Below are 24,413 nucleotides of genomic sequence, written 5' to 3'. Positions count from 1 at the left end.
ATGTTTTCTTACACCTATAAGGGTCGATCCCATGTGGCTTCTGGTTCTCGCGTATCTGGGCGGCGTGCTGACAATTGTCAGCCCGTGCATCCTGCCTGTTCTGCCTTTTGTCTTCGCTCGCACCGGGCAGCCGTTTATGCGCAGTGGCTTGCCGCTGTTAGCGGGGATGGCGGTGACGTTCGCCCTGGTGGCCTCACTGGCGGCAGTGGGCGGCGGTTGGGTGGTGCAAGTCAATCAATACGGGCGCTGGCTCGCGTTGCTGTGCGTTGCCCTGTTCGGGCTCACGCTGCTGCTGCCGCAACTGTCGGAACGCCTGACGCGGCCATTGGTAGCCGCCGGCAGTCGCCTGTCCGAAGCCGCTGGGGCCGATGCCAAACCGCGTCCGGGCGCCTCGTTCCTGATCGGCGTGGCCACCGGTTTGCTCTGGGCACCGTGCGCCGGGCCTATCCTGGGGCTGGTGCTCACCGGCGCGGCGCTACAGGGCGCCAGCATCGGTACGACCTTACTGTTGCTGGCCTACGCCGCCGGAGCTGCCACGTCCCTGGCCTTGGCACTGTTGGTCGGCGGTAAAGTCTTTGGCTTTATGAAGCGCTCCCTCGGTGCCGGTGAATGGCTGCGCCGTGGCCTTGGCGCGCTGATGTTGGCCGGTGTGGCCGCCATCGCCCTGGGCCTGGACACCGGCGTGCTGGCGCGCGTGTCGACGGCCTCCACCGGTGGCCTGGAACAAAGCCTGGTGGACACACTCAGCGCCAAGCCTGAGCAGAAGGGCGGAGCGATGATGGCCGGCGGCGCAATGATGGCGGCCGCCAACCACAACGACGCGCTGCCGATCGAAGGCACGCTGCCGTCGCTGGATGGCGCTGTGCAATGGCTCAACAGCCCGCCACTGACCGCCCAAGCGCTGAAAGGCAAAGTGGTGCTGGTGGATTTCTGGACCTACTCCTGCATCAACTGCCTGCGCAGCTTGCCTTACGTCAAAGCTTGGGCCGAGAAATACCGCGACCAAGGCTTGGTGGTGATCGGCGTACACGCCCCGGAATTCGCCTTTGAGCGCGACGTGGGCAACGTCACCCAAGCCATGAAGGATTTGGGCATCACCTACCCGGTGGCGATCGACAACAACTACAAAGTCTGGCGCGCGTTCAACAACCAGTACTGGCCGGCGCATTACTTTGCCGATGCCAAGGGCCAGATCCGCTATCACCACTTTGGCGAAGGCGATTACGCCGAGTCGGAGCGGGTTATTCAGCAGCTGCTGCGTGAAGCCGGTGCAACAAACGTTGCCGGCGGCCTGATCGAGGCCGACGCCAAGGGCGTGCAGCAAGCGCCGGACATGAACGAAGTGCAGTCGCCGGAAACCTACCTGGGCTTCCAGCGTGCGGAAAACTTCGTCACCACCGCCACTTTGGGCACCGACAAGGTGGTGGATTACCCGGCCGCCAGCAACCTGGCCCTGAACAACTGGACCCTGCAAGGCCAATGGAACGTCGGCGGCCAACAAGCCGCCCTCGACCAGGCCGGCGGGCGCATCGTCTACCGCTTCCACGCCCGTGACCTGCACCTGGTGCTGGGCCCGGGTGCCGATGGCAAGCCGGTGCGTTTCAACGTGACGATTGACGGCCAGGCCCCAGGCGCCGCCCACGGCACCGATGTGGCGCCGGATGGCAGCGGTACGGTGACCGAACAACGCCTGTACCAGCTGGTACGCCAGCCCGCCGGGGTCAAGGACCGCACTTTCAGTATCGAATTTCTCGACCCACACGTGTCGGCGTATGCCTTCACCTTCGGCTAACCCATCAATCTTGACGTGAAAACCCAATAAATGTGGGAGCTGGCTTGCCTGCGATGGCGGCAAGTCAGCCAACGCATCTGACACAGTTACACCGCTATCGCAGGCAAGCCAGCGCCCACATTCAACCGTGTTCTGGAGTGAGTTTAATGAAACTGCTTAAGTTCTTACCGGCCCTTGCCTTCGCCGCCTTTGTCGGCCAAAACTCAGCCTTCTCCTTTGGCGCCTCTGACGACGCGGTCATGCTCGCGCCACCGGCCCTGGACGTGCCCGCCAACGCGGGCAACCTGCAAACCGCGGTCTTCGCCGGTGGCTGCTTTTGGGGTGTCCAAGGCGTGTTCCAACACGTGCAAGGCTTGAAAAACGCGGTCTCCGGCTACGACGGCGGCGCAGCTAACACCGCCCAATACGAATCGGTCAGCAACGGCGACACCGGCCACGCTGAGTCGGTCTCGGTGACCTACGACCCGAGCAAAGTCAGCTACGGCAAGTTGCTGCAGATCTACTTTTCAGTGGCCCACAACCCCACCGAACTGAACCGCCAGGGCCCGGACAGCGGCACCCAATACCGTTCGGAAATTTTCGCGCAGAATGCCGAGCAACAAAAAGTCGCCCAGGCCTACATCGCACAGCTGGACGCAGCCAAAGCGTTCGATAAACCCATCGTGACCAAAGTGGAGATGGGCAAGGCGTTTTACCCGGCCGAGTCCTATCACCAGGACTTCCTCACCGAAAACCCGTCGTACCCCTACATCGTGATCAACGACCTGCCAAAAGTGGCGCAACTCAAAAAGCTGTTCCCGGACCAATACCGCGCAGAACCGGTGCTGGTCAAAAACCAATAACCACCCCAAAACCCAATGAGCGCTCGTTCCCACGCTCCGCGTGGGAATGCCGCAATGGACGCTCTGCGTCCGCTTTTAAAGACCTGACGCGGAGCGTCACAGGATGCATTCCCACGCAGAGCGTGGGAACAATCATCAGCCCAACAAACACCGCAAAGCGGGCTTGCCCGCGATGGCGTCCGTTCAGCCACAACCCATGCAACTGAGCCACCGCTATCGCGGGCAAGCCCGCTCCCACATGTTTAACCTTTGGCTTTTGCCAGATAAGGCGCCAACCGCCGCCCCATCTCTTCCCCCAACGCCTGCAACCCACTCAACGGCCGCACCATCACTTCAAACTCAACGATCTGCCCCTGCTCATTAAAGCGAATCAGATCAATCCCCTTGAGCTGCTTGTCACCCACCCGCGCGCTGAACTCCAGCACCACACTGAGCCCATCGCCGGTGGCCAACTCACGGTGATAGGTAAAGTCCTCAAACACCTTGATCACCGTATTGAGGATCATCGACACCACCGGCGCGCCAGGGTAGGGCGTGTGCGCCATGGGCGAGCGGAACACCGCATCAGGCGCCAGCAGTTCAGGCAGGGAGGTTAGGTCGCGGGTTGCCAACAGGGCGTGCCAGCGTTGCAGGGTCTGGGCGGCGGCGGGGGTCAGTGTCAGTTCGGACATGTTCGGTACCTGTTCTTATGATGGGAAGGCATTTCACCTGCCCAACATAAGAGCGGTAACAAAGCAGGGTCAATCACCCGAATTGACAGTTAAGTGACTGCAATGCACTCACACCACTTCAAGGTATGAGCTGTGAATCGCCCGGGCCAGTTCGCGCACGGTGTCGATAAAGTCCGTGAGCCGGCTGTGCAAGCCGTCTTCCAGGATTTCGTCGATGCCCGTATAACGCAGCCGCGCCTCGAACTCGGCGGCCAAACGCTGCGCCGTTCGGCCATAACTGCCGGGCAGGTCGGCCAGGATATGGCTCAGCTCCTCGATACACGCGTGCAACGATCGCGGCACATCACTGCGCAACAGCAGCAACTCCGACACCGAGCGTGCATTCAACGCATTCGGGTACAGCTCGGTGTACGCCTCGAACGACGACAACGCGCGGAGCAGGGCGCTCCACTGGTAATAGCCGCGTGCCGACAAGTCGCTGACTTCTTCCGACTCTTCACCAAACATCTCATAGCGCGCATCCAGCAGGCGCAAGGTGTTGTCCGCGCGCTCGACAAAGGTGCCCAGGCGAATAAACCGATACGCGTCATTGCGCATGATGGTGCCCGAGGTCGCGCCCCGGAACAGGTGCGAGCGCTGCTTGACCCAGTCGCAGAAGTGGCTGATGCCATGGCGCGCCAGGCCGCCGGCGGCGATGCTGCGCATTTCCAGCCAGGTGGCGTTGAGGTTTTCCCACATGTCGGCGGTGATCCGCCCGCGTACCGCGTGGGCATTGCCACGGGCGGCGCGCAGGCAGTTGTAGATGCTGGCGGGGTTTTCTTCGTCGAGGGCGAAGAAGTGCAGCATGCGCATCGCGTCCAGTTGTTTGTGACGCTCCAGGTAACTCTCCAGGGTGCCGCTGCTGAGCAACGACATCGCCAGTTCGTCCAGCCCATCGCTGCGCCCGGCCTGGGGCATCAACGACAGCGAGTAACTGACTTCGAGCATGCGCGCCAGGTTCTCGGCACGCTCCAGGTAACGCGACATCCAGTACAGATCTGCGGCGGTTCTACTCAACATACTCAGCCCTCCACCACCCAGGTGTCCTTGGTTCCGCCGCCTTGCGACGAGTTGACGATCAACGAGCCTTCCTTCAACGCGACGCGCGTCAGGCCGCCAGGCACCAGGCGGGTTTCCTTGCCTGAGAGCACGAATGGGCGCAGGTCGATGTGCCGTGGCGCGATGCCGTTTTCGACAAAGGTGGGGCAGGTGGACAGGCTCAAGGTTGGTTGGGCGATGTAGGCGTGGGGGCGTGCCTTGATGCGTTGGCGGAAGTCCTCGATCTCGGCGGCGGTGGAGGCTGGGCCGACGAGCATGCCGTAGCCGCCCGAGCCTTGGGTTTCCTTGACCACCAGCTCCGGCAGATGCGCGAGCACATGGGACAGTTCATCCGGCTTGCGGCACTGGAAGGTCGGCACGTTTTGCAGGATCGGTTCTTCATCCAGGTAGAAGCGGATCATTTCCGGCACATACGGGTAGATCGACTTGTCATCGGCCACGCCAGTGCCAATCGCATTGGCCAGCACCACGTTGCCCGCGCAGTAAGCCGCCACCAGGCCGGGCACGCCGAGCATCGAATCGGGGTTGAAGGCTTTGGGGTCGAGGAAGGCGTCGTCGATGCGCCGGTAAATCACGTCCACCGGTTTGGGGCCGTCGGTGGTGCGCATGAACACCTTGAGGTTGTGCACGAACAGGTCGGCGCCTTCCACCAGCTCCACGCCCATTTCACGTGCAAGGAAGGCGTGTTCGAAGAAGGCGCTGTTGAAGCGGCCCGGGGTCAGCACCACCACGTTGGGGTTGTCCAGGCGGCTGGAACTTTTCAGGGTCTTGAGCAGCAGGTTGGGGTAGTGGTCCACCGGCGCGATGCGCTGCTTGGCGAACACCTCAGGGAACAGGCGCATCATCATCTTGCGGTCTTCGAGCATGTAGCTCACGCCGCTGGGCGTGCGCAGGTTGTCTTCGAGCACGTAGTAGGTGCCGTCGCCGTCGCGCACCAGGTCCACACCGGAGATATGCGAGTAGATGTCGCGGTGCAGGTCCAACCCGACCATGGCCTTCTGATAACCCTCGTTGCCCAGCACTTGGTCCGCTGGAATGATCCCGGCCTTGATGATGCGTTGGTCGTGGTAGATGTCGGCGAGGAACATGTTCAGCGCATTGACCCGCTGGATACAGCCGCGTTCGATGACGCTCCATTCACTGGCAGGGATGCTGCGGGGGATGATGTCGAAGGGGATCAGGCGCTCGGTGTCCTGCTCGTCGCCGTAGAGGGTGAAGGTGATACCGGCGCGGTGGAACAGCAAATCGGCTTCGCGGCGCCGTTGGGCCAGCAGTTCCGGCGGCGTGTTGGCCAGCCAGCGGGAGAAATCCTGATAATGCGCACGGCACACGCCATCTGCGTCATTCATTTCATCAAAGAAAGATCGAGCCATTCCAGTACCTTGTCAGTGCCTGCATTGCTTGGTTGGCAAGTTGCTTGGTTGGCACTGCCGCAAAAAAACGCATTTTTTTATGAGCCCGTGGCTGATGGTGCCAACAGGCCTGGTCCTTACTTTCTTATGGGGTCGGCTCTGGGTCGGGGGGTAACGAATGCTCCTGTATCCGGGCAGATGAATGGATAAAGCAATGCGTGTGCCGGAATGGGGGGCTGGGTTGATTTAATCCTGTGGCGAGCGGGCTTGCCCCGCGTTGGAGTGCGCAGCGCTCCCGCTTTTTCTTGGGGCCGCTACGCAGCCCAGCGCGGGGCAAGCTCGCTCGCCACAATGAGCCTGCTCGTCAAAACACCGGGTTCACTACAAGGGTGCAAGGGATGTTCCACAATGGTGCATGAACAAACTTGAACTTCGCCCAGGCCCGATTCTTCTAACGAGACTCGAAACCTTGCGGAGCACCGTCGTGCCCAGAATCATCTCTCCCAACACCCCCGAAGCGGCCCTGACCGATCACAGCGAACACAACGCCAAGATCTTTGGTTCACCCAAGGACCGTCTCGACTTCTACCGCCGCGAGATCCAGTACGAAACCACCATCCTGGCCAACCGCACCGACGCCTACCTCACCGCGCAGTCGTTCCTGGTCATCGCCTTTGTCTCCGGCATGGGTAACCTGAACCCGGAGTGGGGCAAGTTCTTCACCTTGATCGTGCCGGTATTCCTGGCCTCCCTTGGCGTGCTCAGCTCCCTGAATGCCTGGCCAGGTATCCGCGCCGCGTACGAAATCATTGATCACTGGCACTACAAGCAGAGTGAACTGCTACGCAGCGAGCCGGTAATGGGCCTGGCCTATGACGATTCGCCGCTGTTCTGCGAGACCGAGTCATCCCACAAGGGCTATCGCAAGTCGCTGCTGTTCTCCATGCGCGCGCCGTGGCTATTCATGGTGTTTTGGGTATTGCTCGGCGCCTATGCGTTTTATATCCAGGTCGATAACCCGGTGTCTTAAGCAATTTGAACTTCATGACTGTGCGCACGACCTTACCTATACGCAGCCTGTGTTTTCCAAAACTGCGAAGAGGTGACCCATGAATACCAGCAACGATCCCCAAGTCAGCAACCGCAATGACCCGGCCATCGACGGTGGCGAACCGGCACCCGGCACCGCCGTCGACGCGCCGAAAGACCCAAAGCCTGCCAGCGACCCCAAAGCCAAGGAAAACGACTACAGTCCAGACTTCAAGCCTACGCCTGAGGCCAAGCCTGAAACCGACGCTGATATCGACACCCAAGGCGGTTAGAGGAGACGCTCATGTCCCACGAACTCGACGACGAAGAACTCAACGACCCGGGCAACGAAGACCCGGGTTCATTGATGGACGATGCACAAGTGCCGCTGAACGATCTGGACGACGCCGCGGATGTAGGCCATACCGAGAATCAAGACTGAGTGTTCACCTTGGCACGTCGTTCATACCACGCCAGCATCGGCTGGGTACTCAGGCCATGAACGACGATGCTCAAGGCGATCACTGACACCGTAAGGTTCACCGCCACCGCGCTGCTGGTGCCGATCAGCCCGTGGTTGAGCGCGTAGAACAGGTAGTAAATACTGCCGATGCCGCGAATGCCGAACCAGCCGATCAAGCCGCGTTGCCGGTAATCGATCAGGTTGCCCCAGGGCATTGCCAGCACACTGACCGGGCGAATCACGCAGAACAGCAATGCCGCCACCGGCAGTGCGCGCCAATCCCAATGGCTGACCAGCACAATCCCCAGCACGGTCACCAGAAACACTTCCATCGAGCGCTCTACCAGGCTGCCGAATGACAGCATGTCGCCCATCATCACGCCGGCGGCGATCTGCGTATCGGCAAGTTCGCTGACATCACCTTTCAAGGCGCGCGCAGGTTCCACCTCCAAATGGCCCACCACCGGCAGCGCCAAATGCTCTGACGGCGTCTGTGAGTTGCCGGTGGATTTGAACTCGGCCTGGCGCAAGCCCAGCCCGGCGGCGAACACCGACAGAAAGCCGTAGCCACCCACCGCTTCAGCCGCCACGTAGGCCAGCGCAATCAGCGCCAGGGTCAGGTAATCGTTGGGCGACAACGTGCTGTCTGCATGGGCGATGCGCATCCACAGCGTCACACGTCCGATGCCACGGCCCATCCAGTAGCCCATCAACAGCCCGGCCGGCACCGCCCACAACAGGTTCTTCAACACCCAGCCACCGAACCAGTCACCGTCAAACCCGCCGTGCTGCATAAACAGCAGCGCGAAGATCACAAAGGGAAAGGCCGTGCCATCGTTGAGGCCGGCTTCACCGGACAAGCCAAAGCGCAGCGCGTCATAGTCCTGGGCATTATTGACCTGCACCAGCCCGGCCAGCACCGGGTCGGTCGGCGCAAGAATGGCGCCCACCAGCAACGACACGCCCCAAGGCAACGCGAACATGTAATGCAGCGCCAGGCACACGCCGAGAATCGTCAACAGCATCACCGGCCCGGCCATGCCGAATGCGACGCGCCACGTGCGGTGCCTGAGCGGCAGGCGCAGTTTCAGGCCGCTGACGAATAGGGAAAACAGCACCGCGACTTCGGTCAGGTGCTCCATCCAGCGTGCGGAGCCTTTGATATCGAGGTGCAACAGGTCGACACCGAGTGGGCCGATTGCCACGCCCAGCAGCAGGCACACCGCTGAGGTGGTCACCGGCATCCAGCGCAGGTAGGAGGAGGTGAGGGCGAGTGTGAGCAACACGGCGCCCAAGACGGCCAACCATAAAATAAACGTCATCGAGCGTGCACCAGGCCGGGGTCTATCCACGTTGGAGGACCACGGCCGGGTGCAGGTTCAATGTACTTCTATCAGGTATCGATCCACGAGTGGTCGGAGCCTATTTTGACGTTGAACCGATGGTGAAGCGGGAAGTAATGTTCCTTCACCTTCTTTATTTTGTTATCCAGAAGGATCGGAGGCTCAATGCCATTTCTTGCGTACGCGTCAAGAACCTCTTTTTTGATGTCGACCGTCGGGCCCTTCGTCACGAGCGTGGCATCGATAACCTCGGCTTGTTTCGTCAGCCCATCAATACCTAGATCGTACATATCCGGTCTTTTCGACTTGAGCACGTCGTTAAACATAGTCGGTCCTACGGTTTCGAATATTTTTTGCTCATAATTGCGGAATTCGGGGGTGAAGTTAACCCGGCCATCTGCCCCTCGGGCAGCACTCGGTCGATTGGCCGCGAAGTAGGCTTTATTTGCAGTGAACCGTTGGTTCATCTCCGTGATCATGTTTTCAATCACGGGATTACCCGGTCGAGTTGCAAAATTGCTGGTGTTGTAGAAGGTCTTGTAGTCGGTGAGCGAATGCACGTTCGGCGCACCGAGCAGAACATCGTTCGCACCTGCCACCAGCGGGTCGGCACTGATTTTGGCACTAATGACATCATCGGTGTCGAGATACACGCCGCCATGTTTATTCATGATCGGATAGCGGGCCACATCCGAAGCGGCGGCCAGGTTTTTGCCTTGGCCTTGCCGAAAATAGGTGTAGAGCTCGCTGTTGATGACCTGTTTGAACGCCTCATCCTCACGCAGATTCACGACGGTCAGGCCGGGAACCTTGCTCTGCAGGTTGGTCTTTATCTGCTGAAAAATAGCCGGGCTGTCGGCATCAACATGAAGAATGGATTTGAACCCCGGTGCTTGGGCAGCGTTTTGGGCCAGGGTGTCGATCCTGAGTTGAGGCATCTCCTGACCGGCCCAAAAATAGTGCAGTTGCTTGGGCAGCGGCTTTAAGTCTTTCGGGATGCTCACCACCACCGGTGCCGAAACATCAGCCAGTTTGTACGTTTTAGAATCCTGTTTCTTGGCCTTCGAAAGTTCATCAAGTGTTCCGCCTTTCCACTCGCCTTTTCCAGCTCTCCAGTAATAGATAGGCTGTACTTCATCCCGACCGCCGATGAGCCGTTTTTCCATCCATGTGCCGGTAACACTGTTGAAGGTTACGTTACGATCGACGCCCTGATAGTTAAGCGAGAACGGCGCAGCTGAATTTTTCGCGATTTTAATATCATCCATCGGTACCGCAAAAATGCCGTTGCCAACATTCCAACGCACAGGGTCGCTACCCGCGCCTCCCAGCAGCCGGGCAGACCTTGTGGCGGGCTCCCATCCGCTAGCACCCAGATCTCTAACGGGTATATCAGGCCCCGCGCCTGTCGGATGCCGGATGACGCGACGCCCAGCCTTCAATCGAGACTCATAAAGCAGCCCATCGACCTTCACGTATTCTTTTTTGCTACGACCTACAAACACATTGCCTTGTAAGCCCTTGGTCGCTAACTCGCCCGGCGCTACGTATTTGGATTCATAACCCAGAAGGTCGGCGTCCAGTGACCTGACCTCGCCGTTGGCCGCTATCCGGCGGGGGGTGAAATTTGTCACCGGGGGGGAAATGGGTTGTTTGTTCAAGGCGTCGTATCGATGCCAGTTGCCCTGCGACATGACCACAGTATCCTCGACAGTTTCTTGCCCAACCTTGACCGTACCGGTGGCCGCCAGTCCGTGCTGCTGGCTGGCGGCCTTTACGGCGTCATGGCTGCCGATTGCGTGCAAACTATTAACGTCGTTTGAAGTGGGCAGGTCGGGGATAAAATTCGGCAGCGGGTCGCTATACATCTCCTGTGTGCGTGGATTAAAGCGAAACCACTGCTGGCTTTCCTCGTCGAATTTGGCCAGGAATTTACCGCTGTGCACGCCATTGGCCGCCCTGAGTGTGCCTTCAGCGATATCGGCTTGTTTTGCCAACTCAAGCAGATTGACACCCGAAGAGGCGGCGCGCAGTTGTTTGACAGTCTTATGGGTATCACTGATCACAAAGCGCCCGGCCTTGTAAATACCCCGTGCCAGGTCATCAATACCGCCCACGGGGTTAAGTGCGCCAACGGCAGCCCGGCCGACAATCTTGAACACCTGACCGGCTTTGGAAAGCGCGGACGCACCGGCAAAGGCTACTTTCGCGCCCTTGGCGGCGGCGCCGAGGCCGACCGCGAAACCAAAGATATCGAAGGCCAGGTCGACAGCACCTTCGAGAACCTTGCCCTCTTTGAAATTTACAATGGCGGACCTGAACGGGATCAGGTTCAGCGCAATCTCTTGAACGATCTTGTAGGTCGGAACTTCCGTGTCAAAGGTTGTTGCACCCTTGGCGTATTGGCGTACCGCAGGCAGCTCCATGTCCCCGAGTATGGAATCAACGAGGTATTGGGTTCTGGCGCTGGTGAAGCTCATGGGCACACTGTGGTCACCTTGGCGTTCATCCGTTATCCCCGGCGGGTGCTGGCCTGTAGGCTTTATCGAGTCGAATCTTTTATGCTTTTCGCCCCAAACATAGGTTTCTTTCACACCAAACGTCTGGTCTGGCCGCCGGGTGACGGTACCCTTCAGCCGATCGATTGCATACATCGTGACGTTGGGAACGCCATTGATCATGCGTTGCGTGCGAACCAGCACAACGCCTTCTTCAGTCCTCAAAACGTGACTAGGGTTGTAGTATTCACGTTCTTTGCGCACGGTTATTTCGCCGAACTCCAGGTTTAGCCTGTCTTCCAGCGGCAGTTTTGAGATCAGATATTTGATTTGTGCCGACGTGGTCTTTTTGACAGCGTCGGCGTATTTCTGAAAGTCCTCATCAAACTGTTTCAGCGGGCTGGGCAGCTCTTTGAGCTTTGGCAGCAACTCGTTGATCTTGACCTCATTGGAGGATGAAACCCATGCCGCAGGTGTGCCGTCAGGTGGAGTACTAAGACCGCCAAACGTCAGGACGTCCAACACACCACGAGCTGGGCCCCAGTCACTGTTCGAGTCGGGTGGTGCGCCCACCAGCGCCCTGCCATTGATAACCAGATCCAATAGTGAATAAGGCCCCGGAAAGTGCCGGTTGGAGGGTTTGGAGGTGATACATTTTTTTTCGAAGAGCGCTGGGTCCATGCCCGGGCATTTTTCTTTCAACAGTTTGGTCGCTATGGCGACGGTAGTCGGCATGTCGATAGCGGGCGTGGTGGCGGCCTCGCTCAGCTCACGCAGCTGCGTATTGAACGCCTTGTGCACGTCGGCCAGTGCAGTATCGGTTGTCGGATAGTCCATGCCATTGGGCGCCGCCCATTCCTTGATCGCCTGGTTCTGAGCGGCATACTCAACCTGGCGCTCTTCATCGGTGATCGGTGCGATGCTGGCGGCGAGCATGACGTGCGCATAGCTCATACCGGCGGTCGCACCGGGCGCTTTCGCTTCTATGCGCGCGACCGCCGTGGTGAAGCTGACCCAGCTGTGGGTGCCTACCCCCAGGTCTTTGGGGATGTCCTTGACCAAAAACGCGGGGGCTCGGCTGGCGAGCATGAAGTGGGCTTGTGCCCGTGCGGTTTGCGGGGAGCTGGCTATGCCGCGAGCCTCCAGATGATTCGCCAGCGCCTCGACCACCGCCGACGCGGATTTGTTGTGGTTGGCCACTGACACCAGCCGATAGCCCTCGATTTCCGTTGCGCCACCGGTGTCACCCTTGCTCCCCACGCTTAATGCCGCGAGCAGCCAGTCGCTGGCGCTGCCTTTAACCGAGCGTGCCGCGAATGAACCCTCAAGGGCGTTGCCCAGTGCAATGCCTCTGGGCGAGTTGATCAAGTGTTCGATCAACAGTCGCGGATTGTTCTGCTCCTGCGTAGAGATTGGCCTGCCGTTGAGCAGGTAATCCAGCACGTTTTTGAAGGGGCTCAATGCGATACCGCCGAGCTTACCTGTGCGTATAGCCGCTCTCAGTTGGTCCTGGCTTGCCTGATCAAGCGGTATCGGCCAGCTCAATGCGCCACCCAGGTCGCCCTGGCGGGCAGGCTTGGGGGGCGCAGCGGTCAGGGCGTTGGCCAGGTTCACCACCTGTTCATGGGTGGTAGGGATGTCCCAGCCATGATCCAACAGCAGTTGCTGCAGGCTGACTTCGTTGGGTGCGCCGGTGCCCGTTGGCCGATAGGTACCGTCGGCGGATAAATGCACGGTTTGCTGCAGTTCAGCCTGGATGTGCCCCGCCTGTTTGCTGCCATTCTCCAGGGCCGTCGCCAGGCTCTGCAAGGCTTCGCCAGCCAGGTGCCGGTTGCGAATGTCGCCCAGAAGCGCTTTCTGGTTTTGGAGGGCATCCTCACTGCGCGACTTGATCACGTCCGCAAAGCGGGTTGGGTCGAGGGGTTTAAAGTTCTGATCCTGGTGAATTTCGTCCGCACGCCTGAGCATGCCGGATAACGTCAATCTTTGTGGCTCTTGATAAAACTGCCCGATTATCTGCCACGGAACCGGTTCGCTTGGGGTATTGACCGGTGGTGCGAACGAGAGCTGCGCGCTGATGATACGAGCAGCCTGAAGGATCGGACCGCTGACGGCGGCCCACTGGCTATCGTCTTGACCGACCGTGCGCAAGGTCTCCAACGGGTCGAGAGGGCGCTCGAGGGTGAAGGAGATTTGACCTGATTTGGGATCGAGTTTTATCGATGTTGTGTCGATACCCACACTGCGAATCCACTGTTGAACGTCGGGTGATTGGAAGGCGTCATGCAAATGCTGCCACCATTGGCCGAAGGTGGAATGGGGCGGGATGTGTTCGAGGTCGTTGACTTCTTTACGCGTGCCGGCCAGGGTCAGGGCAATCTGATATTGCACTGATAACTCAGCGTCTCCTCGGGTGCGAGTGGTGACCTCGGGCTCTTGTGGTGAAGGTGCGTCACGCTTTTGCCTGGACAGCGGCGGCGAGAGGACGGTGAGCGGAGCAAGTAAGTGGGGAGCGCGCTCGGTAATGCGATTGGACACACTGCTCATAAGGTCTGATACCTGGCGTTAGGGAATACGGTCTCGGCGTGGATAGCTACCGAAGCTTTTCCCTTACGTAGCGCCAGCGTCGGATTAATTCCCTTGCCCGACTGATTATATCGTTGCCCTGTGTTTCAGCCCTGCCAGGAGAGGCTCCGGCCTCAAGTTCAGTGTGTTTCGATTAACGGCGAACCGATGGTTTTTATCCGAATCATGTCCATCAATTGACGCGGCCCTGGCGGCGACTGGCGGCGGCTGGGGTAGTACATGCATAGAGGCTGGCCGATGCAGGCCCAGTCCGCGAGCACTTCCACCAATGGCTTTGGCTTACCACGAAAAGACCGCTGAGCAATAGGCTCAAAAGTCACCACAACGACCTATTTGGACGATAAACGACACCCACCCAAATCTATCCATTGAACGACTGTTCAGTTTGAACTATGTTGACCGCATCCACCCTTTTGCATGCAAACGGGTTCGCGCTTTTTCTTCTGGAACGAGAGGCTCTGGCATGCGGTTTTCCCCCTTCGTTGAACGAATTGCAGGGCAGGGCGTAGCCGCCTGGGACATCCACCACGCGGCGTACCAAGCAGCCAGCCAGGGCGAAGACATCATCATCCTCAGCGTCGGTGACCCGGATTTCGCCACGCCGTCGTTTATCACCGACGCCGCCGTCAGTGCGTTGCGCGGCGGCGACACCCACTACACCGAAATCCCCGGCCGCCCGACATTGCGCGATGCCGTCGCCACGCGCTACAGCAAGACCCTGTCGCGGCCAGTAGCCGCCGAAAACGTCATCATCGTGCCCGGTGCGCAGAACGCGTTGTTCATCAGTTCGCTGTGCCTGCTGCAAGCCGGTGATGAAGTGCTGGTGCTCGACCCGATGTACGTCACCTACGAAGCCACGCTCAAGGCCAGTGGTGCGACGCTTGTGCGCGTGCCGTGTTCGCCGGAGTCCGGGTTTCGCCTGGACGCCCAGTTGCTCGCTACCGCCATCACGCCGCGCACCCGGGCGATTTTTTTCTCCAACCCGAACAACCCCACTGGCGTAGTCCTCAACCCGCAAGAACTGCAAGCGATTGCCGACCTGGCCGTCGCCTATGACCTGTGGGTGGTGGTGGACGAAGTCTACGAAAGCCTGGTGTTCGACGGCCACTACCACAGCCTCGCCGCATTGCCGGGCATGGCTGAGCGCTGCATCGTGATCGGCAGTTTGTCCAAATCCCACGCCATGACCGGCTGGCGAATCGGCTGGATCATTGCCGCGCCGCAGATGGTCGTGCACGCAGAAACCCTGGTGCTGAGCATGCTGTACGGCTTGCCCGGCTTCGTGATGGAAGCCGCCACAGCGGCGGTATTGGCCCATGACGAGGTGACGCTGGGCATGCGCGAAATCTACCGGCGCCGCCGTGACCTGGTCGTCGCGGGCCTTAGTGCGTGCCCGGGGATCAAGGTGCAGGCACCGCAAGCGGGCATGTTTGTGCTGGTGGACGTGCGCGGCACTGGCCTGGGCTCATTGGATTTTGCCTGGCGCTTGTTCCGCGAAGCGGGCGTGTCGGTGCTGGACGCGGCCGCCTTTGGTGAGCCGGCGCAAGGTTTTGTGCGCTTGTCCTTCACCCTCGGTGAAGAACGCCTGGCGCAAGCCTGCCAACGCATTGCCGCGTTCGTCGCCAAGCTGGCCAGTGAGCCGCGTATCGCGGCGGCGCCGAAGGTCGAGGTGGTGCAACCGGCCCAAGCCAAGAAGATGATTGAAGTCATCGACCTGCATAAACGCTTTGGCAATATCGACGTGCTCAAAGGCATTTCGTTGACCGCCCACGAAGGCGAGGTGATCTCGCTGATCGGCGCCAGTGGCTCGGGCAAAAGCACCTTGCTGCGCTGTATCAACATGCTCGAAGTGCCGGACCAGGGCAGCATTCACGTCGATGGCGAAAGCATCAAGCTGAACTACGGCGCTCCCGGCGCGCCACTGGTGGCCGACGCCAAGCAACTGGTGCGCATCCGCTCGACCCTGGGCATGGTGTTCCAGAACTTCAACCTGTGGCCCCATCGCACCGTGCTTGAAAACCTCATCGAAGCGCCGACCCAAGTGCTGCGCGAAAGCCGTGCCGAGGCGATCGAGCGCGCCGAAGCCTTGCTTGACCGCGTGGGCCTGGCCGCCAAGCGCAACGAGTTCCCGGCGTTTCTCTCCGGCGGCCAGCAACAACGGGTGGCGATTGCCCGCGCGTTGGCCATGCGTCCCAAAGTCATGCTGTTCGACGAGCCCACCTCAGCCCTCGACCCGGAACTGGTCGGCGAAGTGCTGCGCGTTATCCGCTCGCTGGCCGAAGAAGGCCGCACCATGATCCTGGTCACCCATGAAATGGCCTTCGCCCGGGATGTGTCCTCCAAAGTGGCTTTTCTGCACCAAGGCATGATCGAGGAAACCGGCTCGCCGGACTCGGTGTTTATCAACCCACGCAGTGAGCGTTGCCGGCAGTTCGTCAACGCGCATCAAACTCGCTAACACCAAAAAAAGACGAGGCAAATCATGAAATCCAGACGCATGGCAACGTGGTTGAGCAGTGCAGTGTTGATGGTGGCCGCAGGGTTTACCCAGGCCGCAGAGAAACCCATCGTGTTCGCAGTGGCCGCGGAACCCTATCCACCGTTTACCGTAAAGGGCGGCAATGGTCAGTGGTCCGGCTTTGAAGTGGACCTGATCCACAAGCTGTGCGAAGGCATGAAAGCCGAGTGCCAGATCAAGGAAGTCGCGTGGGACGGCATCATCCCGTCGCTGCTGGCGAAGAAGATCGACGTGATTTTTTCCTCGATGTCGGTCACCGATGAGCGTGAAAAACAGATCGCGTTCAGCCGTGCCTATTACGACTCGCTGCTCGGTGTGGCGGGCCCGAAAGGCAGTGAAGTCGAGGTTTCCCCGGCGGGGCTCAAGGGCAAGTTGATCGGCGTGCAGATCTCCACCGTCAGTGCTAATTACCTGAAAAAGTACTATGAGAACATCGCCGACCTTAAGTACTACGACACCCAGGAATCGGCCAGCGCCGACCTGATTGCGGGGCGCATTGACTACATGATGGCCGACGACACCGCCATCGCCATGATGGTCAAAACCCCGGAGGCCAGCGCCTTGGCGCATATCGCCAGCGTGCCGTATGACCCGATTATCGGCCGTGGCGTCGGCGCCGGCCTGCGCAAGGAAGACACTGCGCTCAAGGCCCGCCTCGACAAGGCTATCGGCGAGTTGCTGGTGAGCAAGGCCTATGACGATTTGTCCCAGCATTACTTCGGCCTGTCGGTCAGCCCGTGCAAACGCAGCGACACCCCGGCGTTTGTCAGCAAGACCTGTGACAGCCCATATCAGCAAATCGCCCAGAAGACCGAATAATGCTGGATCTCCTCAGCTTTGGTGACCAGGGATGGGGCAACGCGCTGTTGAAAGGGTTATGGATGACCCTGCAAATCTCAGCAGGCTCCTTTGTCGTAGGGTTGCTGATTGGCTTGGTGGTGGCCTGCGCCAAGCTCAGCGCGCCGCGCCCGATAGCGTTGTTGATGCGCGGCTACACCACGGTGTTTCGCGCGGTGCCGGAACTGCTGCTGATCCTGCTGCTGTACTACGCAGGCTCCATGGGCCTTAACGCGCTGATGCTGTGGCTGGGGTTCGAGCAGGTGAATATCAGCGGCCCGTTGGTGGCGGTCCTGGTATTGGGGCTGGTGCAGGGCGCCTATGCCTCGGAGATTTTCCGTGCAGCGATCCTGGCGATTCCCCACGGCCAGATCGAAGCCGCACGGGCGTTTGGCCTCAGCGGCTTTGGCCTGTTTCGCCGGGTCACCTTGCCGATCATGGCGCCGTACGCCTTGGCGGGCATGTCCAACTTGTGGATCAACCTGATCAAGGACAGCGCCTTGATCAGCGTGGTCGGCACCAACGAACTGCTGTACACCGCCAAGCAGGCGGCGGGTTCCACACGCCAATACTTGCTGTTCTACCTCACGGCCGCCGCCTTGTACTACCTGGTGACGCTGGCTTCCAACTACCTGTCCGGGCGCCTGGAGCGACGTATTCGTCGCTGGATGCCGGTTGTCGAGTGAGTCGCCATGCCTGAGTGGATAAGTTACTACGCGGGGCTGATCGCCAAGGGGCTGCAGACCACCTTGTCGCTGCTGGCGATCTCGGCAGTGCTCGGTTTTACCCTGGCGGTGCTGGTGGCACTGGCGCGCTTGTCGCGGCGCAAGTGGCTGGCGCGGGGTGCGCTGGCCTACACCAGCGTGTTGCGGGGCACGCCGCTGTTGATCCAGATCTACATTTTCTACTACGGGTTGGGCAGCGTGTTTGCGCAGTTTCCAATGATACGTGGCAGCTTCCTCTGGCCGTTTTTGCGCGACGGTTACTGGTACATCGTGTTCGCCCTGGTGCTGTCGGTGGGTGCCTATGTGGGTGAAGTGATTCGCGGCGGCCTGCTGGCAGTGCCCAAGGGCGAGATGGAGGCGGCGTCTGCGTTTGGCATGACGCCGCGCCAGGCGTTGCTGCGGGTGCGCCTGCCACGGGCAATGCGGTTGCTGTTGCCGACACTGGCCGGGGAGACGGTGATGTTGCTCAAGTCCACGGCACTGGCCTCGACGATTGCCGTGGTCGATCTTTTGGGCGCGGCTAACGTGGTACGGGCGCAGACCTTGCAAATCTATCAGCCGTTGCTGCTGGTGGCCGGGGTTTACCTGTGCCTGACCTTTCTCATCGAAGGCGTCTACGCCATCGCCGAACGGCGCGGCACACCGTTGCGCAGGTCGGTGGGATGAACCAGAACCGCGCATTGCAAGGGATTGCCCTGTGCTCACTGGCCTACGCGTTCCTGGCGTTGCAGGACGCGGTGATCAAGTGGCTGGTGGCCGATTATTCGGTGTTCAGCATTCTGTTCTGGCGCAGCCTGGTGGTGGTGGGTGCGTGTGTGATGGCCGGGCGCATGGGCTTGTTGCGGCGTGCGTGGACCTCGGTCAGCCGCAAGCTGCTGATCATCCGTGGCGTGCTGTCGCTACTGGCGTGGTTGCTGTATTACACCGCCGCCAAGGACCTGACCCTGGCGGAAATGACCACGCTGTATTTCTCCGCGCCGATCATGGTCACGCTGCTCGCGGCGCTGATCCTCAAGGAGCGCGCCAGCCGGGGCCAATGGATCTCGCTGATCATCGGTTTTGTCGGCGTGGTGATCGCCTGTCGCCCCAGCCATATGGTTGATCCGTTGCCCATCGCGCTGACCCTGGCCGCCGCATTGTGTTGGGCGTTCACCTATATCCAGCTGCGCCAGGTCGACCCGACCACCTCAGTGCTGGAACAGATGCTGATCACCAATGGGGTGTTCGTCATCTGCATGGCAGTGACCTTGCCCTGGACCCATACCCCGGCGCCCACACCGGCATGGCTGGGCATGTTGGCGGCAGGTCTGGTCGGTGGTATCGGTCAATTCCTGCTGTTCGCCAGTTTCCGCCGCGCCACGGCGACCTTGCTCGCGCCGTTCGAGTACACCGGGTTGATCTGGGCCTTTGTGTTATCGAGCCTGATCTGGGGCACGTCGATGGATGTGTCGCTGATCCTCGGCGCGGTGCTGATTGCCGTCAGCGGCACCTTGGCGATGCTCAGTGCGCGCCACCCCGAATCACAAGACGTGGTCGGCGCCGAATGCGCCGTAACGCAACCCCTGTACCCAACACCGGCAGATGTGCAGGCCGTTGGCGGGGCTGAAGGTGCCGGGGTTGAGGCACCCCTCGAGCCAGAGCCCGTCAAGCATCGCCGATAGACCGATGGCGGCCAGATGGCTGTCGTGGATCACCAGGTTTTCGCTGCGGGCGAGGTCGTCCAGCAATTGCTGGATCAGCGCCAGGTAGGCGCGGTAACTGTTTTCATGCGCCTGGTTTACGTGGGGCGAGTGGCGGATCAGGCTCCAGAACACCACCCACACGCCGAGCAGGTCGGGGTCCATGACCCGCGGTGAAAAGGACGCGCTGAGAAACGCATCCAAACGTGCGGCGGCGCCTTCGGCCAGCTCGACTTGCGCCCATAGCGCGCTGGTCAGTTCATTGGCGAGTTTGTGGTAGGTCTCGGCAATGAGTGCATCGATGGTGCCGAAATGGTGGTTGAGCAAGCCTACGGAAACACCGGCTTGGGCGGCGATCTTGCGCACGGAAATCCCGGCATGCCCGTCGCGGGAAAGGCTGGTGAGGGTCGCGGCGATCAGCAAGTCCCGGCGTTCATCGGGGTCGGCACGGCGCAGTTTGGGAGGGTCGATGGTCACGGGAATGCCTTTGGTTGAAGACCAGCTTTGAAAAACAGTCTGCTCAGGTTAGTTGAACGTGTGTTCAATCTCTAGCGATTAAATGATGAGAGGAGGGCAAGGCATGGCAAAAGACCTTTCGTGGCAGGTAGCAGGCGATGCCGGTAACGTGCTGCACATCGGCGCCTGGCGTTTTGAGGGCGACGGCAGTGGGCCCACGGTCCACCTGCAAGCGGGCGTGCACGCCGATGAAATCGCCGGGATGCTGGTGCTGCACCAGTTGCTGCCGCGTTTGCAGGCTTGCCAGGAGCAGGGCCGCCTCAAAGGCAGCGTCACGCTGGTGCCACAGGCCAACCCGTTGGGTATCGGCCAGTTTCGCCAGGGCAAGTTGCTGGGGCGCTTTCATGAGGCTACCGGGCAGAATTTTAACCGTGCCTTCGATCAATCCCTGGCCATGCAGCGCCCGGCGAGCAACGTGGCGCAGTGGCAAAAAAGCCTGGTAGAACTGGCCGCCGATGCTGATCTGGTGCTGGATTTGCACACTGACGATGAGGCGCTGCCTTATCTGTATATCCATCGCAGCTTTTGGCCGGAGCAAGGGTTGGCGCTGGCGGCGGCGTTGCGGGTGGATGTGGTGATTGTCTGGGAGGACGGCGGCGATGGCTCCTTTGAAGAAACCATCCTTAACCACAGTTCGCCGCGCTTGGCGGCCACTATCGAGTTGCGTGGGCAAGCGGATGTCAGCGATGCCCTGGCGCAACAGGATGCCGATGGTTTGTGGGCGTGGCTGTGCATCAACGGGGTGATTGATGAGGTCGCGGCTATCAGCGAATGGCAAGGTGATGTGGTGGACATGGGCTGCATGGAGACCATCTTCGCGCCCTGCGCCGGGGTGCTGGTGTTTGAAATAGGCCTGGGTGATCAGGTCGAAGAAGGTCAGCGGTTTGCCCGGATCATTGGCCGCCCTGGCGATGCGGCATCAGAAGTGATTTTGCATGCGGCGCAAACTGGGCGGATGGTGACCGGGCACCGTGAGCGGTTGGTGGCGCAGGGGTCGGTGGTCGCGAAGTTCACGGGGACGCGGTTATCGGATAGTTACAGTGGCGGTGTGTTGGACCCGTAGCGGGTCAAACCGATTGTGGCAACCAGACCCGCTCGCCACAGTTGCCGGGGGCTGATCAAGGGCTCTCACTCCCTCGGCAGGCGCTCCAGTAGCAGACGCTCCAGGGTTGCTGCAGGTAACGGCCGGCTGAACAGATAACCTTGAATCTGATCGCAGCCAGCGGCCTTCAAAAACGCCAGTTGTTCCTGGGTTTCCACGCCCTCGGCCACTACGCGCAGGTCCAGGCTGTGGGCCAGTTCGATAATGGTGCGGGTGATGGCCGCGTCCTGCGGGTTGGTGGTGACTTCGCGGATAAACGCGATGTCGATCTTCAAAGTGTCGATGGGAAAGCGGCGCAAATAGGCCAGGCTTGAATAACCGGTGCCGAAATCATCAATAGCAATCTTCACCCCCATGGCCCGCAGGCGCTGCAAGCTGGTGATGGTGTGATGGGTGTTTTCCATCAGCGAGCTTTCGGTCAGTTCAACTTACAGCCAATGCGCTTCAACCCCGGTTCCGGCGAGGATCTGCACAATATCGGCAATCAGGTCGCCCTCGATCAATTGATGCCCGGAGACGTTGACCGAGACCTCGACGGCGCCAACGAGGCTGCGTTGCCACACGGCGATCTGTTGGCACACAGTCTCGATCACCCAGCGCCCAACCGGCACGATCAAGCCCAGGCTTTCCAGCACGGGCACGAAGACCGCAGGGGAGACCGCGCCGTAGCCTGGGCGCTCCCAGCGCAGCAGCGCTTCGAGGGCGCAGATCTGGCCGCCGAGCAGCTCGACCTTGGGTTGGTAATGCACAGTGAACTGATGAGTTTGAACCGCCTCACGCAGGGCGTTTTCAAGGTCCTGGCGCGCCAGGTCGTGCACGCTCATGCCTGCCGGTTCCGGCGTTTGCCGTTGCAGTTGTTGCTCAAGCATCAGGTTATGGATCTTCAACTGATCGCCACGCGCTTTGAGCCGCAGCAGGTTGCGCACCCGCAGCCACAATTCGACACGCTCCACCGGTTTGCTGAGGAACTCCTCGGCGCCGCTTTCCAGCCCGCTGACGCGTGCGCTCGACTCACTGAGCGCCGACAGCATGATGATCGGAATACTCGCCGTGGTTTCGTTGCCCTTCAAGTGACTGGCCACCTCGTAGCCGTCCATGCCCGGCATCATGATGTCCAGCAGGATCAGGTCCGGCGGCTGTTGCGCCACCAACTGCAAGGCTTCCTCACCGCTGGCGGCACTCAGGGTCTGGTAGCCCTCGTGTTGCAGCAGGGTTTCCAACAGCTTGCGAACCTGGGGTTCGTCATCAACGATCAATAGCGTTGCGGGTTGGCTGGCCATGGAGAGGACTCATGTAAGAGGGCTGATGTGTTGTTGCAGCAGGCTGTCGATGATCTGGTAAAGCTCTTTGTAGCGCAGCGGCTTGATGATGTAGGCGTCGCACCCGGCCAACCGGGTTTTTTCGCGGTCTCCCTTCATGGCCATGGCGGTCAGGGCGATCACCGGAATGTGCGCGGTGTCGGGGTCTTGCTTGAGCAATTGGGTGGCGGCGAGGCCGTCCATTCCGGGCAGCTGGATATCCATCAGGATCAGCGCCGGCTGTTTTTCCCGCGCCAGGGTCAGGCCGGTCTCGGCATCCGCCGCCCACAACACCGTGTGACCGACATTGACCAGCAATAACCGCGCCAGGCGCATATTCGCCTGGTTGTCTTCGACGATCAGGATTTCGGCCATGTGGCCTCCGGCGCACGATGCAAGGGCAGCCACACCACAAAGCGGGTGCCCACGCCTTCGCGGCTGGCGACGGCGACGCTGCCGCCATGCAGGTCGGTGAGTTGCTTGACCATCGCCAGCCCGAGGCCCGTGCCTTCGAATTTGCGCGCCAGGCTGCTGTCGATCTGGCTGAACGCCTTGAACAGCTTGCTCATGTCGTTTTCGGCGATACCGATGCCGGTGTCGCTGACGCTCAATTCCAGAAAGCGCTCGTGGCTGCTGGGTTGCAGGGCGAAGCCGTGGGTCGGCCAATCGCCGGGAATCTGCCCAACCTGAGCGTGGCTGACCTCGCGTACCGCCAGGGTCACCGAGGCGCCGTGTTCGCTGAACTTCACCGCATTGGCCAGCAGGTTGTAGATGATCTGCTTAGTCTTGCGCAGGTCCAGTTCCAGGGTGCCGAAATCGCCCTCACATTCGAGCTTCAACTGGATGCGTTGCAGCGCGGCTTTCTCGCGCACGATCAATAAGCTGTTGGCCAGCAAGCCGGCGAGTTCAACCGCCTCCAGCTCCAGGTCCATCATCCCGGCCTCGACCTTGGACAGGTCGAGAATGTCGTTGATCAGCGACAACAGATGCTGGCCGCTGGTGAAGATGTCGCCGATGTACTCGCGCTGCACCTCGCTCATGTCGCCGACCAAGCCGTCCTTCAAGGCCTCGGAAAAACCGATCACCGCATTCAGTGGCGTTCGCAGCTCGTGGGACATGGTGGCGAGGAACTCGGACTTCATGTGGTTGGCGTGTTCCAGCTCCAGGTTCTTTTCTTCCAGCGCACGTTCGAAGCCTTTGCGTTCGGCTTCTTCCTGTTTGCGCGCAGTGTTGTCGGTGCCGATCAACAGGTAGCCGATGATCGTGTCGTGGCGATTGCGCAAGGCCGTCACCGAGACCATCGCCGACAGGCGGCTGCCGTCCTTGCGGATGTAGGTCAGCTCGTAAATGTCTTCGATGCCGCGTGAGGCTTTGAATACCAGGGCTTCAAAGCCTGGGTTGATGGGCGTGTCCAGCTCCAGGCTGAGAGCGGCGGCGCGGGTGATCAGCTCGGCGGGGTCGGAAATGTCAGCAGGGGTGACGCGGTTCAGCACGTCTTCGGCGGCGTAGCCGAGCATGCGCTCGGCGCCGACATTGAAGATTTGGATCACGCCTTTTTCGTCGGTGGCGATACTGGAAAAATAGGCGCTGTTGAAGATTGCGTCCTGCAGGGCGCCGGTCTTGAGCAGGGTTTTCTGGCGTTTGAACTCGACGATCTTTTCGGCCCGCGATTGCGGTTCCAGCGGTCGGTCGGTGGGGCTTTTATCCATCGCGGTGGCGTTCCGGGAACTTCAGGCCCGCCATCATCGAATGGTGATGGCGCAGAGCATGCTCACAGAAGATCGCGCCAAGGCGACGAGCAGGAGATGAGGTCTTTGGACAATAGCAGATGCTGCGCTCAGCGCCGTACGAATGCACTCATACGTTCCGCTATCGTCATGCTCAGAGCGCCACGCTACGGATGATCCGGGTACTGTCATCGGGGTCGGTAACGCTGTGGAACCCCAAGGAATGGGCCAGGCACCCAATGCCCGGTCAATTGCACAGGGCAATCGCGGGATTGTTGATCATGATCAACGTGCACGGCCCCATCACGGCGCAGTCTGGTATTCCCTGGAGCAGGAG

The 24,413-nt window shown here is 60.3% G+C and carries 18 protein-coding genes and 3 pseudogenes; 11 read left to right on the top strand and 10 right to left on the bottom strand.

Features of this window, described 5'->3' with window-relative positions:
* The first annotated feature begins 31 nt into the window (after positions 1 to 31).
* Together ACI77I_RS19735 and msrA are read left to right on the top strand one after the other, a co-directional pair.
* A complete protein-coding gene (locus ACI77I_RS19735) occupies positions 32 to 1,792 on the top strand; it encodes a cytochrome c biogenesis protein DipZ (protein ID WP_242149285.1) in 1,761 nt (586 codons plus the stop codon).
* A gap of 146 nt (positions 1,793 to 1,938) precedes the next feature.
* Positions 1,939 to 2,634, top strand: coding sequence for a peptide-methionine (S)-S-oxide reductase MsrA (gene msrA, locus ACI77I_RS19730; protein WP_406998230.1), 696 nt, complete (start codon positions 1,939 to 1,941; stop codon positions 2,632 to 2,634).
* Positions 2,635 to 2,876: 242 nt separating this feature from the next.
* Here msrA and ACI77I_RS19725 read toward each other — a convergent pair whose 3' ends face one another.
* The 3 genes from ACI77I_RS19725 to ACI77I_RS19715 form a co-directional block, all read right to left on the bottom strand.
* Positions 2,877 to 3,305, bottom strand: coding sequence for a nuclear transport factor 2 family protein (locus tag ACI77I_RS19725; RefSeq protein WP_406998229.1), 429 nt, complete (start codon positions 3,303 to 3,305; stop codon positions 2,877 to 2,879).
* A gap of 108 nt (positions 3,306 to 3,413) precedes the next feature.
* On the bottom strand, positions 3,414 to 4,364 hold the full coding sequence (locus ACI77I_RS19720; RefSeq protein WP_094950561.1) for an alpha-E domain-containing protein: 951 nt from the start codon (positions 4,362 to 4,364) through the stop codon (positions 3,414 to 3,416).
* Positions 4,365 to 4,366: 2 nt separating this feature from the next.
* Positions 4,367 to 5,776, bottom strand: a complete 1,410-nt coding sequence (locus tag ACI77I_RS19715; RefSeq protein ID WP_094950560.1) for a circularly permuted type 2 ATP-grasp protein — start codon at positions 5,774 to 5,776, stop codon at positions 4,367 to 4,369.
* 463 nt (positions 5,777 to 6,239) lie between these two features.
* Between ACI77I_RS19715 and ACI77I_RS19710 the strand changes: the two genes are divergently transcribed.
* From ACI77I_RS19710 to ACI77I_RS19700, 3 genes are all read left to right on the top strand, one after another.
* Positions 6,240 to 6,785 carry a hypothetical protein gene (locus ACI77I_RS19710; protein ID WP_094950559.1) on the top strand — a complete coding sequence of 182 codons (546 nt, stop codon included), beginning with the start codon at positions 6,240 to 6,242 and terminating at the stop codon, positions 6,783 to 6,785.
* 79 nt (positions 6,786 to 6,864) lie between these two features.
* Positions 6,865 to 7,077: a hypothetical protein gene (locus ACI77I_RS19705; RefSeq protein WP_242149297.1), complete on the top strand. Its 213-nt coding sequence runs from the start codon at positions 6,865 to 6,867 to the stop codon at positions 7,075 to 7,077.
* A gap of 11 nt (positions 7,078 to 7,088) precedes the next feature.
* Positions 7,089 to 7,226 (top strand): hypothetical protein, encoded by a 138-nt coding sequence (locus ACI77I_RS19700; protein ID WP_176462925.1) that lies wholly within the window; start codon positions 7,089 to 7,091, stop codon positions 7,224 to 7,226.
* Here ACI77I_RS19700 and ACI77I_RS19695 read toward each other — a convergent pair.
* The 3 genes and pseudogenes from ACI77I_RS19695 to ACI77I_RS19685 form a co-directional block, all read right to left on the bottom strand.
* Positions 7,217 to 8,569 (bottom strand): cation:proton antiporter, encoded by a 1,353-nt coding sequence (locus ACI77I_RS19695; RefSeq protein ID WP_406998228.1) that lies wholly within the window; start codon positions 8,567 to 8,569, stop codon positions 7,217 to 7,219. The genes ACI77I_RS19700 and ACI77I_RS19695 overlap by 10 nt on opposite strands.
* A gap of 71 nt (positions 8,570 to 8,640) precedes the next feature.
* Positions 8,641 to 13,635 carry a glycosyltransferase family 32 protein gene (locus tag ACI77I_RS19690; protein ID WP_406998227.1) on the bottom strand — a complete coding sequence of 1,665 codons (4,995 nt, stop codon included), beginning with the start codon at positions 13,633 to 13,635 and terminating at the stop codon, positions 8,641 to 8,643.
* A 158-nt stretch (positions 13,636 to 13,793) separates the two neighbouring features.
* Positions 13,794 to 13,943: pseudogene (locus ACI77I_RS19685) on the bottom strand (LysR family transcriptional regulator); the annotation flags it as partial.
* A 194-nt stretch (positions 13,944 to 14,137) separates the two neighbouring features.
* Between ACI77I_RS19685 and ACI77I_RS19680 the strand changes: the two are divergent.
* From ACI77I_RS19680 to ACI77I_RS19660, 5 genes are read left to right on the top strand one after another with little or no spacing between them, the layout of a single operon-like run.
* Positions 14,138 to 16,132: an aminotransferase class I/II-fold pyridoxal phosphate-dependent enzyme gene (locus ACI77I_RS19680; protein ID WP_406998226.1), complete on the top strand. Its 1,995-nt coding sequence runs from the start codon at positions 14,138 to 14,140 to the stop codon at positions 16,130 to 16,132.
* Positions 16,133 to 16,156: 24 nt separating this feature from the next.
* Positions 16,157 to 17,011 carry a transporter substrate-binding domain-containing protein gene (locus tag ACI77I_RS19675; RefSeq protein ID WP_406998225.1) on the top strand — a complete coding sequence of 285 codons (855 nt, stop codon included), beginning with the start codon at positions 16,157 to 16,159 and terminating at the stop codon, positions 17,009 to 17,011.
* Positions 17,011 to 17,715, top strand: a complete 705-nt coding sequence (locus ACI77I_RS19670) for an ABC transporter permease (RefSeq protein ID WP_094950553.1) — start codon at positions 17,011 to 17,013, stop codon at positions 17,713 to 17,715. Before ACI77I_RS19675 ends, ACI77I_RS19670 begins: the two co-directional genes overlap by 1 nt.
* A 6-nt stretch (positions 17,716 to 17,721) precedes the next feature.
* A complete protein-coding gene (locus tag ACI77I_RS19665) occupies positions 17,722 to 18,420 on the top strand; it encodes an ABC transporter permease (RefSeq protein ID WP_094950552.1) in 699 nt (232 codons plus the stop codon).
* Positions 18,417 to 19,415, top strand: coding sequence for a DMT family transporter (locus tag ACI77I_RS19660; RefSeq protein ID WP_242149307.1), 999 nt, complete (start codon positions 18,417 to 18,419; stop codon positions 19,413 to 19,415). The genes ACI77I_RS19665 and ACI77I_RS19660 overlap by 4 nt, the downstream gene beginning before the upstream one ends.
* Here the strand turns inward: ACI77I_RS19660 and ACI77I_RS19655 are convergent.
* Positions 19,371 to 19,799 (bottom strand): annotated as a pseudogene (locus ACI77I_RS19655) (TetR family transcriptional regulator C-terminal domain-containing protein); the annotation flags it as partial. The gene ACI77I_RS19660 and the pseudogene ACI77I_RS19655 overlap by 45 nt on opposite strands.
* A 214-nt stretch (positions 19,800 to 20,013) precedes the next feature.
* On the opposite strand from ACI77I_RS19655, the gene ACI77I_RS19650 reads away from it, so the two are divergent.
* Entirely contained in the window at positions 20,014 to 21,012 is a 999-nt protein-coding gene (locus tag ACI77I_RS19650) for a succinylglutamate desuccinylase/aspartoacylase family protein (protein ID WP_242149310.1), read from the top strand.
* Between the two features lie 65 nt (positions 21,013 to 21,077).
* Here ACI77I_RS19650 and ACI77I_RS19645 read toward each other — a convergent pair.
* From ACI77I_RS19645 to ACI77I_RS19635, 3 genes and pseudogenes are all read right to left on the bottom strand, one after another.
* Positions 21,078 to 22,331, bottom strand: a pseudogene (locus tag ACI77I_RS19645) (EAL domain-containing protein).
* Between the two features lie 9 nt (positions 22,332 to 22,340).
* Positions 22,341 to 22,724 carry a response regulator gene (locus tag ACI77I_RS19640; RefSeq protein WP_242149316.1) on the bottom strand — a complete coding sequence of 128 codons (384 nt, stop codon included), beginning with the start codon at positions 22,722 to 22,724 and terminating at the stop codon, positions 22,341 to 22,343.
* On the bottom strand, positions 22,709 to 24,058 hold the full coding sequence (locus ACI77I_RS19635) for a HAMP domain-containing sensor histidine kinase (RefSeq protein ID WP_242149318.1): 1,350 nt from the start codon (positions 24,056 to 24,058) through the stop codon (positions 22,709 to 22,711). The genes ACI77I_RS19640 and ACI77I_RS19635 overlap by 16 nt, the downstream gene beginning before the upstream one ends.
* Between the last annotated feature and the right edge of the window lie 355 nt (positions 24,059 to 24,413).

The sequence above is a fragment of the Pseudomonas sp. D47 genome (genome assembly GCF_045447305.1).
In the GTDB taxonomy this organism is placed as follows: Bacteria; Pseudomonadota; Gammaproteobacteria; order Pseudomonadales; family Pseudomonadaceae; genus Aquipseudomonas.
This window is presented reverse-complemented; position numbering and strand designations above follow the sequence as displayed.

Excerpts from the sequence above, each read along its gene's own strand:
- ACI77I_RS19735 (WP_242149285.1), top strand. The coding sequence starts at position 32 with ATGTGGCTTCTGGTTCTCGCGTATCTGGGCGGCGTGCTGACAATTGTC.
- msrA (WP_406998230.1), top strand. The coding sequence starts at position 1,939 with ATGAAACTGCTTAAGTTCTTACCGGCCCTTGCCTTCGCCGCCTTTGTC.
- ACI77I_RS19725 (WP_406998229.1), bottom strand. The coding sequence starts at position 3,305 with ATGTCCGAACTGACACTGACCCCCGCCGCCGCCCAGACCCTGCAACGC.
- ACI77I_RS19720 (WP_094950561.1), bottom strand. The coding sequence starts at position 4,364 with ATGTTGAGTAGAACCGCCGCAGATCTGTACTGGATGTCGCGTTACCTG.
- ACI77I_RS19715 (WP_094950560.1), bottom strand. The coding sequence starts at position 5,776 with ATGGCTCGATCTTTCTTTGATGAAATGAATGACGCAGATGGCGTGTGC.
- ACI77I_RS19705 (WP_242149297.1), top strand. The coding sequence starts at position 6,865 with ATGAATACCAGCAACGATCCCCAAGTCAGCAACCGCAATGACCCGGCC.
- ACI77I_RS19700 (WP_176462925.1), top strand. The coding sequence starts at position 7,089 with ATGTCCCACGAACTCGACGACGAAGAACTCAACGACCCGGGCAACGAA.
- ACI77I_RS19695 (WP_406998228.1), bottom strand. The coding sequence starts at position 8,569 with ATGACGTTTATTTTATGGTTGGCCGTCTTGGGCGCCGTGTTGCTCACA.
- ACI77I_RS19690 (WP_406998227.1), bottom strand. The coding sequence starts at position 13,635 with ATGAGCAGTGTGTCCAATCGCATTACCGAGCGCGCTCCCCACTTACTT.
- ACI77I_RS19680 (WP_406998226.1), top strand. The coding sequence starts at position 14,138 with ATGCGGTTTTCCCCCTTCGTTGAACGAATTGCAGGGCAGGGCGTAGCC.
- ACI77I_RS19675 (WP_406998225.1), top strand. The coding sequence starts at position 16,157 with ATGAAATCCAGACGCATGGCAACGTGGTTGAGCAGTGCAGTGTTGATG.
- ACI77I_RS19670 (WP_094950553.1), top strand. The coding sequence starts at position 17,011 with ATGCTGGATCTCCTCAGCTTTGGTGACCAGGGATGGGGCAACGCGCTG.
- ACI77I_RS19665 (WP_094950552.1), top strand. The coding sequence starts at position 17,722 with ATGCCTGAGTGGATAAGTTACTACGCGGGGCTGATCGCCAAGGGGCTG.
- ACI77I_RS19660 (WP_242149307.1), top strand. The coding sequence starts at position 18,417 with ATGAACCAGAACCGCGCATTGCAAGGGATTGCCCTGTGCTCACTGGCC.
- ACI77I_RS19650 (WP_242149310.1), top strand. The coding sequence starts at position 20,014 with ATGGCAAAAGACCTTTCGTGGCAGGTAGCAGGCGATGCCGGTAACGTG.
- ACI77I_RS19640 (WP_242149316.1), bottom strand. The coding sequence starts at position 22,724 with ATGGCCGAAATCCTGATCGTCGAAGACAACCAGGCGAATATGCGCCTG.
- ACI77I_RS19635 (WP_242149318.1), bottom strand. The coding sequence starts at position 24,058 with ATGGATAAAAGCCCCACCGACCGACCGCTGGAACCGCAATCGCGGGCC.